We start from the raw sequence: 10,534 nt of genomic DNA, 5'->3' as shown, positions 1-10,534 counted from the left end.
CCCGCTCGAGCACCTGCTTCACCGCCTCCGCCCTGAACTCATCCGTGTATCGCTTGCTGCTCATGAACACCTCTGCTGTAGCCATGAATTATGGCCTGCGGGTGTCTGCAAAAGGCTGGGCGGTCCATTGCCTCCGAAGAGGCCGGGAGCCCCACCTCCCATAGCGCCGATAAGCCGTCAGCGCCCCTTCTGGGGCGTTGACGTTTCCTCTGGGGCATAAGTCCGTACCAGGGGGCGCAGCGGCAGCCGAAGCTGCCAGCGGCCGAACTCCCGCGGCTGCCATGGTCCCAACTCTACCCGGGCGCCGTAGGGGTCCCAGAACTCCAGGGCCGAGGGTGGGCCGCCACCCTGGCCGGGGGCTTCGATGACCAGCTCCTCCACCACCTTCGGCGATCGGGCGTGTCGCCAGGCCTTCCACAGCTTCGCCTTCGTCGCCTCGTCCTCGCCGGCCCAACCTGAGTAGGCAAGGAAGTGCTCGAAGTCCTCCCGTGGGGTGTGGGGAGCTGGCCGGTCTGTGGGTTGCCCACACCAGGGGCAGGACTGGGTCGCTAGCTCCACGAACCTATCCACCTTTCGCGGTCCTTTCATGGGCCCTGGACGGAGCATAGGACTCCCCATGCAGGAGTGCTGTGATGAGCAAGCGCGATCGAGCCGACCTCGGGCGACAAGCGGGACGTCAGGCGCGACGAGAAAGGCCAGTTCAAAGAGGTCGACGACGTCAGCCGGTCGCTGTCCCAGGACGTGCGTAAGTCGTCCAAGACGGACGCCAAGTCGGGTCAAGGCGACAGGGGCGACAGGAAGAAATAGCTCGAGCGCTACGAGCACCTCATTTCGTTGCTGCCGGCAAGTAAGCCGAAGAGGTCCCGAGCGAAGAAGTCGCCGGCCTGATGGATGTTTGGGCAGGGCCTCAGACGTGCTTGGTCAGGGACCAGCGGACCACTCCCCAGACATCGAGTTCCACGCCTTCGCCTACCTCAATAGGGGCCACGCCGCGGCTGGCCAGCAGTCGGATCCGGCCGCCCCGGATCTCCAGCTTCTTGACCATGAACCCGCCCTCCCACAGCACCAAAACGGTGTGGCCGTTGCGGGGGCGCACCGAGCGGTCGATGACCAGCAGGTCTCCGTCGTGGATTCCGAAGTCGACCATGCTCCCGCCCGTGTCCGCCCAAGCCATGAACGTGGCTGCAGGGTTCGCGACCAACTTCTGGTTGAGGTCCAGGCGGTCTTCTTCGGTGAAGAAATCCTCTGAGGGGGACGGGAAACCGCACGCCACTCGCTGGCGCAGCGCAGGCAGCGGCAGGCGGGAGAAGTCGGTCAGCGGGCCGATAAGTGTCGGCGGATCAGGCAGTTGGCGGGCCAGCACAGGAAGGCATCCTTCCGCGGGGAGTGTTTCGCGGGGGGCAGAGGCTACGCCAGCTCGCCGGTAGCTGTCAGTTAGTAATTGCCTGAACGGGTCAGGATCCACAGCCTCCAGCGGGCTGGCTAAGATGGGGTCTTCCTCCCCCGTGCGCTGCCATGTCCGACCTGAAACCTTGGATGCCCGGCTCGACGAGCTGGCCGCCTCACTCCCCCAGATGATTGAGGACAACCCCGAACCGGGCGACTTCTGGGCGGAGTTCGCTGGTCAAGCCGACCACATCGAAGACAACGCAGGCCAGCATTGTGAGCACGTCATGAGGCGTATCAACGCAATGCTGGCCGAGCACGGCAGGTACGTGGCAGGCGTGGACTTCGAAAAGGGCTGAGCATGTGCTATTCGGCGGAGGCCTGGACGCTGTACGACTCCTACGTCGCCACCTTCGGTGCCGACATCGACATCAAGGCGTTCTGGGAGCTGTACTTGGGCCGCGATGAGGCCTATCGGGTCAGGCAAAAGACGTCGGACGGACCGAGAATCCCCAAGGGCATGGACCGCAACTTCCTGCGGCCTGCCAGTCCAGTCGAGCGGCAGATCCAGGACCTCATCGCCCAGTACAACTCTCGCAGGCTTGAAGAAAGCGTTCCTGAGCTGGCTCGACAGAAGGAGCGCTTGGATGCCGCGGAGGCCAAGCTGGCCACCAAGCCGACGAAGACCGCGGCCAACGAGCAGCGGATCGCCGGCAACAAGATCAAGCAGCTCGAACGCTGGATTGAGGACGCTAAGCGCACTTCACTCGAGCCGGCGCGAGACAACCGGATCTTTCCGGATTGGTACGCCCCCGTGCTGTACGTGGAGAACGGGCGCAAGGTGGTGCGGCCCATGCGCTATCACTGCCGTCCTTGCGGGATGGATCCTTCCACGGACCGCACCCGGACCGGGCAGGTGTCGGGCAAGTACAACGCTAGGCGCGACAACCTCGACAGGTTCTGGAGGGCGCAGTTCGGCCACACGCACGCCCTGATGCTTGCCGAGACGTTCTACGAGAACGTCGACGACGGCAAGGGCGGCAGCAAGGAAATCCAGTTCCGGCCCCGCACCGGTGAGACGATGTACATCGCCTGCCTGTACTCCCGCTGGGTCGACCCGAGGGGCCAGGGGCCAGACCTGTGGTCCTTCGCTGCCATCACCGATGAGCCTGAGCCGGAAGTTGCCGCCCAGGGACATGACCGGACGATCGTCAACATAAAGCCTGAGCACGTCGAGGCATGGCTCAACCCGGACCCGAACGACCTGCCAGCTCTGTTCGCCATCCTGGACGACAAACGACACCCGTACTACGAGCTGGTGGAGCAAGCCGCTTGATTTCATTGCGTTGTCAACTGGGAATGCCCAAGCGTCAGTCATCTCAGCTAAAGAGACCCACTGAATCTATCCTTGCAGCCTCCATCCTCGGAGCTTTACCGATTTGTTGACACATGCAGAAATCCAGCGCCGAGAAGTCCACGGCGCCACTCCCCGTGAGCATAAGTCTGCGATGGGGCAATTCATGACCCCCGCCAGTGTTGCCTCGTTCATGGCGGGACTGTTTAAGCCTCAAGACGGAGAGCTACGACTCCTAGATGCCGGCGCTGGGCTCGGTGCCCTCACTTGCGCCACTCTCGATCGCTGGAAGGCCGGAGAACTTGGGCGGGGCCGTATGACCGTACATGCCCACGAAATGGACGATCGGCTGAGGGCACACCTTCAGGAAACACTTGCACGCTACACCAAAGACGGTGTTGAGGTGGTAGTCAACCACGGCGATTACCTGGCGCAAGCCGCCGACTCGATAGAGCGTGGTGAAGCACCGTACAGCCACGCCATCCTCAATCCGCCTTATAAGAAGATAGGCACGGAAAGCGATGCCCGCCAGCAAGCCCGGCGTGCAGGCCTAGAAACCGTAAACCTTTACTCCGCCTTTGTGGGATTGGCGCTGGCACAAATGTCGCCAGGTGGCCAGCTTGTGGCCATCATTCCTCGCAGCTTCGCTAACGGGCCGTACTACAAGCCGTTCAGACGGTTTATCCTCGAACGTGCAGCACTGCGACGAATTCACCTTTTCGATTCGCGCAACAAGGCGTTCCGCGACGACGAAGTGCTCCAAGAGAACATCATCGTGTTGCTGGAAAGAGGAGCCACACAGGGGGAAGTGGTTGTTAGCCACTCCACCGACGACACCTTTGACGACATCCGGCAGCAGACACACGCATTCTCGGAGGTAGTAAAGCCAAACGACCCAGACGTTTTCGTTCATGTGCCCGACGGTAGTCAGGATGCACTGGAGGAGTCGCCCAATATCACCGCCACCATCAGAGACCTCGGGATTGGCGTGTCCACCGGACCGATCGTCGACTTCCGGGCTAAGGAACACCTCCGCTACCGACCTGAGCCTGGCACAGTTCCTCTCCTCTATCCGCAACATTTCACCGGCCAACACACTACTTGGCCTGTGGCTGGCAAGAAGCCCAACGCTATTGCTCGGCATCCCGAAGTTGAAAGATCATTGTGGCCTGCCGGCCGATACGTTGTCGTACGCCGATTCTCCAGTAAGGAAGAGCGGCGCCGCGTAGTTGCATCATTGGTGGACCCTGACGCGCTAGGCAATCCGGAGGTCATCGGCTTCGAGAACCATCTGAACGTCTACCACGATGGGAAATGCGGCCTGAGCGAGGACTTGGCATGGGGCCTGTTCGTATATTTGAACTCTGCGGCGCTGGACGAGCATCTCCGTCGCTTTTCGGGGCATACCCAAGTCAACGCCACAGATCTGAAGAACATTCGCTATCCGACGCGGGAGCGTTTGGAGCGATTGGGGGCGTGGGCACGGCACCATCCGTTGCTCACTCAAGAGGAAATTGACATCGAAACAGGGGACTTGCTCTTGTCGCAACAACGGATTGATCAGGCCACGCAGATTCTGGCCGCACTGGGATTCCCGCGAGCGCAGCTCAACGACCGCTCGGCGCTATGTCTATTGGCTTTGCTTGGAATGAAGCCTGACGACCCATGGAGCGACGCAGGCGCGGGCCTGATCGGCATTACACCGATCATGGACTTCGCGAGAGAACACTACGGGCGGGACTACAAGCCCAATACTCGCGAGACCTTCCGTCGCCAGTCTATGCATCAATTCGTTGACGGCGGCTTGGCGCTGTACAACCCAGATGAGCCAGACAGGCCGGTAAACAGCCCGAAGGCGGTGTACCAGATCGTGCCCGAGGCGTTGGAACTAATTCGCTGCTACGGGACGGCGGCTTGGGAGGCCAACCTTGCCACGTATCGCGCTAAACGCCAATCTTTGGCGGCGCAATACGCACGGGCCCGAGAACTCAAGCAAGTGCCGGTGGTTCTGCCCGAGGGGGGCGAACTGCTCTTGTCGCCAGGTGAGCACAGCCAGCTGATTAAGGCAGTTGTGGAGGTGTTCGGCGGCCACTTCGCTCCTGGTGCTCATCTCATCTATGCCGGCGATACTGGCAACAAGGTGGGTTTCTTCGACCGTGAGACACTTGAAGGTCTTGGGGTAGTCGTTGACAAGCACGGGAAGATGCCGGATGTCGTCCTTTACGACGCACGACGTAATTGGTTGCTACTTATTGAAGCGGCGAGCTCGCATGGGCCAGTGGACGGTAAACGGTACGGCGAACTCCACGCGCTATTCGGTCAATCGACCGCGGGGCTGGTTCTAGTCTCCGCCTTCTCAGACAGGGCAACCATGCGTAAGTACTTGGCCGACATCGCGTGGGAGACGGAAGTTTGGGTAGCCGACGCCCCAACCCACATGATGCACTTCAACGGCGAACGGTTCTTGGGGCCCTATTGAGAATGGCACTCCAAGTTCATGCCAATGGATGGTTGAGCGTATCTATCCCGCAGAGTGTCGAGGTCGCCGCCAGGCAATTGCGCGCCAAGCGCGATCAGCAATATGGCAACATCTATCCAGAGCGAGACACCGATGGGAGATGGGTTGGCGAGCTGGGGGAAATGACATTCAACCGTTGGCTCAAGCATCGAGGTTGCAATGATTTCCGGTGGATAGTGGAGGATGCGGCTGTGAAAGCCGACTTCGTCTTAGGACGAAGTGTAGGCGTCGGTGTGAAGACGGTGAAGCGGAAAGGACGCTCCGCGATCTGGCTATACCATGCAGATCACTGCCTAGCATGCCCATGAACCTGTAGAACAGTTCTTCTTTCTCACCTATAAGTTCCGGCGGCAAGCGATGTGGATGCTAGGCGGTATAGAGAGTCAACGTTTCCTTGAAGTGGCTCAGTTCTATAGTGATGGCGATTGGGTCCACCCTGGCTACCAAGTCCGCGGCCACAATATATACAACGCCGACATATGCCATTTTGCTCCACCAGACGAGTGGCTAAACCGGGGCATGTCAACGTAAGTATCTGGGCCTTGGCGACGACTTGGCCCCCAGAGAGAGTTGGCACGTGATCTGTGGGCGAGCGGTGTCCAGCCATTGGTCGGCGCGCAACTTAGAGTAATCAGCGGATCCATAAATTGCTCGGATATCTGTTCAATGGATTGACCGCACGGGGAAGCGGATGGAATTTGCGGTACTTGTCTGGCAGGCCATCATCTTTTTCTCAATCGCTCTCAGCGGTAGAGCTAGAGGCGCTGTCGTCGCGTTTTGGGTGATCTGGACCATCCTGCAGGTCTTCGCCCTGTGGTTGAGCGTCATCCAGTTCGGCACCATCTGGCTGGCCTGGGGTTCTACCCCGAAATCACGGACGGTTGTGAAAGGGTTGAGAGCTTCTGATCCTGCCTGGCGAGTCTTCGCCGCATCCTCGGGTTGTGGAATCGCTCGATGTATTCGAACACATCAGCCCTGGCGGCATCGAGTGTCGGATACGTCATGCGGTAGACCCGCTCGCGCTTGAGCAGCCCGAAGAAGCCTTCGCACGCCGCGTTGTCGCCGCAGTGGCCCACCGCGCTCATCGAGCACACCAATGCGTTGGCCGCCAGGTAACGCTGGTAGTCGCCGCTTCGGAACTGGCTGCCACGGTCGGAGTGCAGGATCAGCGGATGTCTGCCTTGGCGCTGCCAGACCGCCATCTGCACGGCCCGGATCACCATCTGCCGATCCTGCCGGTGGTGCATCGACCAGCCCACCACGCGCTGGTCGAACAGGTCCAGCACGATGCACAGGTACAGCTTGGCCTGCCGGGTCTTGATCTCGGTGATGTCGGTGACCCACTTGGTCTCCGGCTCCAGCGCGGTGAAGTCCCGCTCCAGCAGATTGCGCACACCCGGTGGCGTCAGCGCGGGCCGGCCACGCTGGCCACGCCGCTTCGGCCGCGGCCAGCCCTGCAGGCCATCTTCAGCCATCAGGCGCGCCACCCGGTTCAGGCTGACGGGTTCGCCGGCATCGGCCAGATCTTCCTGCATCCGACCGGCGCCCAGCGTGCCCCGGCTGTCTTCGTGCAGCTCACGGATCCGGCCGAGCAGACGCTGGTTGTCGAGCTGACGGGGGCTTGGGAGGCGCTTGCTCCAGTCGTAGTAACCACTGGCCGACACCCGCAGGCAGCGGCACATCAGCCGAACCGGAAATTCATCGCGGCAACGTTCGATCGCCTGATACCTCAGGACGATCCCTTGGCAAAGAACGTCGCCGCTTCTCGCAAAAAATCGCGTTCCTTCTTCACCCGGGCCAACTCGCGCTTGAGCCCGGCCAGCTCCTCGTCCCGGGGCGTCCCGGTGCCACCGAAGGCCACCTTGCCCTGGCTCTGCGCCTCCCGCTTCCAGCGGGTCAGCAGGGTGTCGCGAATCCCCAGCTCCCGGGCCACCTGGGCGCAGCTGACGCCCGGCTGGCTTGCCTGCTCAACAGCACCGCGCTTGAACTCCGCACTGAACTTCCTTCGCTTCGACATGAACACTCCTCAGGGCCTGCATCGGCCTTCTCGTAAGTGTCCGTGAAAACGGGGGTGAACCCGAGTCGATCCGCCTATCAGGCGCTTCAGGACGGGCCGTGATGGGAGCAGTCCTCACGCTGTACGGGGATCGCTTACGCAGCGGGCCGGGCCATAGCTACGAAGCCGAGCAACCAGAGAAGAAGAGCCAAAAGACTGTCTCAACTGGCCGTATATCTACCAAAAAGAAGAAAAAGATTAAAGAAGATTGGCGGAAAAATGCTTAGATAGAGTGGTATAGAAGCTTCTCAGAAGAATTTCGAAGCGGCGAGACAAGGACGGATGTGTGTACAACCGTTCTAAATGATTGATGTATAAGGCAAAAGCCCCGGAATCCGGGGCTTTTTGCTGTGTGAACACGCTACATTGGTACGCGCATTACGGCCCGCGAGCCGCGGTTCCGCTGAGGTAGTCCGCCACAAGCTGCGTCACGTTGGCCGCAAGCAAAGGGGCGCGCTGGGGTGAGGTTCGCAGCCGATACGACAGGTAGGCAATGATCGCGGTGTCGGGGTCGTCCTTCAGCGCGAACACCGAATCCGCCATCTCGTTCAACGCGGCGAAGGCCTGCGGTGAGTCAGTGCCGGCTTCAGGCGGGTTGAAGATCCGCACCCGGCAGTGATCGTTCGCGGCTGCAAGGATCGCTTCGGCATGGAAGCGCGTGTTATTGATCCACCCCACGCGGACAGCGCTCAGTCCTGCATCCCCTGGGAGGTCGGCACGAAACTCGACCGTTGCCTCGACAGAGTCCAGCGCCCGGTCAAGGTCGGTCGGATGGCAGGAGAACCTGGCCATCACCGATCCGCTGGAATACAGGGTGCCAGCCGGCTTGCCGAGGACGCCGCTAAGATCGGCCAGCGTGGTGCGGTGGTTTTGCATGTCATGTACCGGGTGCAGGGGATGACGCTGACGGTACCAACGGCATCGTCCGCGCTGGACCGGAAACCACAGCGCAAACGGTGCAGGTTGCGAACTTGATTCGGGCACGGCCCATGTAAGTTTGCCCACCGTCGTTGGTGGGTACGCTCGAAGGATGACAACCGCCACAGCCAGGCCCAAGGCCAAGCCCCGAAAGACTGCGAGGAAGAAGGCCACCGAGCCTCGGGAGCCAACCGCGTTCGATCGCGTGGGGCGGCTTGCATCGTTCGGGATCGAGCACGGCTTCCAGATCCCGTTCCTGATGCCGGCGGGGTACGACGACTTCACCCAGCCGGTGGCGAGCCTGCACGATGTGGCGTCCAGCGCGGATCGTGCCCTGATCCACCTGCGGGTGGTCGGCATGGTTCGTCACTTCTACGGCTCCGTGCCGCGCACACGCGCCGAAGTCCAGGATGACCACGGCGGGCGAACGTTCGCCGTTGCCTTCGGCGACACCAAGGAGTGGGCGCTGGTGCTGGAGGCCTCCAGGCAGGGTGCGCTCTTCGTCGTCCAGCCCAGCTGGTTCAAGGAGGAGTTCAGTCTGCGGCTGGTGGAACGGGTCGATCGACAGTGGGCCGGGCGGGTGCGCCCGCGCTATCCGGGCAAGCCCAACTACATGCCGCCCGACAAGGTGCGGGAGAAGATTCACGAGGCGCTACCGGTGCAGCTGCAGGTCGCCGCCGGGCAGCTCCGCGCGGCGATCGGTGCCCATGTGCCGATCGAGACAGTGATGACCGCGGCCGGCGCGCCTGGGTGGTCCCTCGAGCAGGTGATCGGCGAGGTCCACATGCCGGCCTCGCCGACGATGGCCTGCCTGGCGCGCGAAGCGCTCCATCGGGTTGCGGCGTTCGTCGGCCTGATGCATGCGCATGACCACGTCGTGTCACGCGCCCGCGTGCGGCCGGTGGCACTGGCGACCCGCAAGGCGCGCCTGTCGCAGCTGCCCTACACGCCGACAGCAGAACAGGTCCAGGTGGTCGAGGAGATCGCGGCAGACATGGCACGCCCGGTGGCCATGAAGCGCCTGCTCACCGCCGACGTGGGGTTGGGAAAGAGCGGGCCGATCCTCGTCGCCGTGGCGGCTACACTCGACGCCGATCCATCGAACAGGGTGGCCTTGATGGCACCCAACACGGCTCTGGCATCACAGCTGCACGCCGAATTCCGCAGCTGGTTCCCTGACCTCCCGGCTGAATTCATCACCGGCGAGCATCGCGACAAGGATCTCACGGGCTACCGCCACCTCATCGGAACAACCGCGCTACTGCATCGCAACGTCGGAGAGCTCGCGCTCGTGGCTGTCGACGAAGAACAGAAGTTCTCGACCGACCAACGCGAAGCGCTCACCGGCTTTGGCGCCCACATGCTGACGGCCACGGCAACGTGCATCCCCCGCACGATGGCCCTTGCGCGCTACGGGGCGCTGGGTGTGTCGCAGATCCGCAAGCCGCACACGCCGCGCACGGTCCACACGCGACGGTGGGATGCCGAGAACCGTCGCCCGTTGTTTGCCGAGCTCCGCGCGCACGTACATGCCGGCGGGCAGGTGCTCGTCGTGTATCCGATGCGCGAGGCCCGCGAGCAGACCGACGTCCTTCGGGCAGTCGATACCAGCCACCAGGGGTGGGAGAAGATGTTCCCAGGCCTGGTCCGATGGCTGGACGCGACGGCCAACGATGAAACGAAGCAGACCGTGCTGGACGATATGCGCCAGAAGCGGGCGCGAATCCTGGTGTCGACCACGGTCGTCGAAGTGGGCATCACAATCCCTGACCTGCAGCGTGTCGTGATCGTCGGCCCTGAGCGCATGGGGTTGTCGCAGATCCACCAGCTACGAGGGAGGGTCGCCCGAAAGGGCGGCGAAGGGTGGTGCGACCTCTACTGCCCGGTGGCATTGAACGATGACCAGGTGTCCAAGCTGGACGCCTTCCTGGCCTGCAAGGACGGTCACGAGGTAGCCGAGCTGGATCTCAAGTTGCGCGGTTTCGGCGACCTGTCGATGAAAGGGCGACGGCAGTCCGGGTCGGACGGCGGAATCCTGTTCGGATCGGCCGTCACCCTCGAACACGTTGAGCCGATGGAGAAAGTCTGGCTCGAGGCCTGCGGTCAGACTGTCCCGGTCAGCGGCGTCTCCAATGGGAGACCTAGTTCACATAACGATGCTGATTGACTAATTTCCCGATTCCACAACAGGGGGAACACATGTCAAAGAAGACTCGTCAATCTGAAGGTGCTGCAGCGTTGTCTGCAGGTGGTGGTGCCGTGGCCGGCGCAACGTCAGCGGTCGCGGGAGTGATGGCCGGCG

Annotated in this window: 8 protein-coding genes; 5 read left to right on the top strand and 3 right to left on the bottom strand. The window is 62.0% G+C overall.

Features of this window, described 5'->3' with window-relative positions; all coding sequences use genetic code 11:
* Positions 1–907: 907 nt before the first annotated feature.
* Positions 908–1,363, bottom strand: coding sequence for a LexA family protein (locus tag LDO11_RS09310; RefSeq protein ID WP_232141302.1), 456 nt, complete (start codon positions 1,361–1,363; stop codon positions 908–910).
* A 169-nt stretch (positions 1,364–1,532) separates the two neighbouring features.
* Between LDO11_RS09310 and LDO11_RS09305 the strand changes: the two genes are divergently transcribed.
* From LDO11_RS09305 to LDO11_RS09295, 3 genes are all read left to right on the top strand, one after another.
* On the top strand, positions 1,533–1,745 hold the full coding sequence (locus LDO11_RS09305) for a hypothetical protein (RefSeq protein WP_232141301.1): 213 nt from the start codon (positions 1,533–1,535) through the stop codon (positions 1,743–1,745).
* Between the two features lie 2 nt (positions 1,746–1,747).
* On the top strand, positions 1,748–2,722 hold the full coding sequence (locus LDO11_RS09300; RefSeq protein ID WP_232141300.1) for an SOS response-associated peptidase family protein: 975 nt from the start codon (positions 1,748–1,750) through the stop codon (positions 2,720–2,722).
* A gap of 103 nt (positions 2,723–2,825) precedes the next feature.
* Positions 2,826–5,219: a BsuBI/PstI family type II restriction endonuclease gene (locus LDO11_RS09295; RefSeq protein WP_343226119.1), complete on the top strand. Its 2,394-nt coding sequence runs from the start codon at positions 2,826–2,828 to the stop codon at positions 5,217–5,219.
* A gap of 899 nt (positions 5,220–6,118) precedes the next feature.
* Here LDO11_RS09295 and LDO11_RS09290 read toward each other — a convergent pair.
* Positions 6,119–7,275 (bottom strand): IS3 family transposase gene (locus LDO11_RS09290; protein ID WP_232141299.1). Its coding sequence is split into 2 segments (ribosomal slippage): positions 6,119–7,035 and positions 7,035–7,275, totalling 1,158 coding nucleotides; the frame shifts between segments, so codons are not numbered across the junction.
* Positions 7,276–7,376: 101 nt separating this feature from the next.
* Here LDO11_RS09290 and LDO11_RS09285 point away from each other — a divergent pair.
* Positions 7,377–7,541, top strand: coding sequence for a hypothetical protein (locus LDO11_RS09285; RefSeq protein WP_232141298.1), 165 nt, complete (start codon positions 7,377–7,379; stop codon positions 7,539–7,541).
* A 151-nt stretch (positions 7,542–7,692) separates the two neighbouring features.
* Here the strand turns inward: LDO11_RS09285 and LDO11_RS09280 are convergent, their stop codons facing one another.
* Entirely contained in the window at positions 7,693–8,190 is a 498-nt protein-coding gene (locus LDO11_RS09280) for a hypothetical protein (protein ID WP_232141297.1), read from the bottom strand.
* A gap of 154 nt (positions 8,191–8,344) precedes the next feature.
* Between LDO11_RS09280 and LDO11_RS09275 the strand changes: the two genes are divergently transcribed.
* Positions 8,345–10,399, top strand: coding sequence for a helicase-related protein (locus tag LDO11_RS09275; protein ID WP_232141296.1), 2,055 nt, complete (start codon positions 8,345–8,347; stop codon positions 10,397–10,399).
* Positions 10,400–10,534 lie beyond the last annotated feature (135 nt).

Origin of the sequence: Alterluteimonas muca, assembly GCF_021191595.1 — a bacterium.
GTDB lineage: Bacteria > Pseudomonadota > Gammaproteobacteria > Xanthomonadales > Xanthomonadaceae > Luteimonas > Luteimonas muca.
The sequence above is the reverse complement of the archived record's forward strand: the minus strand, read 5'-3'. Positions and strand labels throughout refer to the sequence as shown.

Excerpts from the sequence above, each read along its gene's own strand:
- LDO11_RS09285 (WP_232141298.1), top strand. The coding sequence starts at position 7,377 with ATGGGAGCAGTCCTCACGCTGTACGGGGATCGCTTACGCAGCGGGCCG.
- LDO11_RS09280 (WP_232141297.1), bottom strand. The coding sequence starts at position 8,190 with ATGCAAAACCACCGCACCACGCTGGCCGATCTTAGCGGCGTCCTCGGC.
- LDO11_RS09300 (WP_232141300.1), top strand. The coding sequence starts at position 1,748 with ATGTGCTATTCGGCGGAGGCCTGGACGCTGTACGACTCCTACGTCGCC.
- LDO11_RS09275 (WP_232141296.1), top strand. The coding sequence starts at position 8,345 with ATGACAACCGCCACAGCCAGGCCCAAGGCCAAGCCCCGAAAGACTGCG.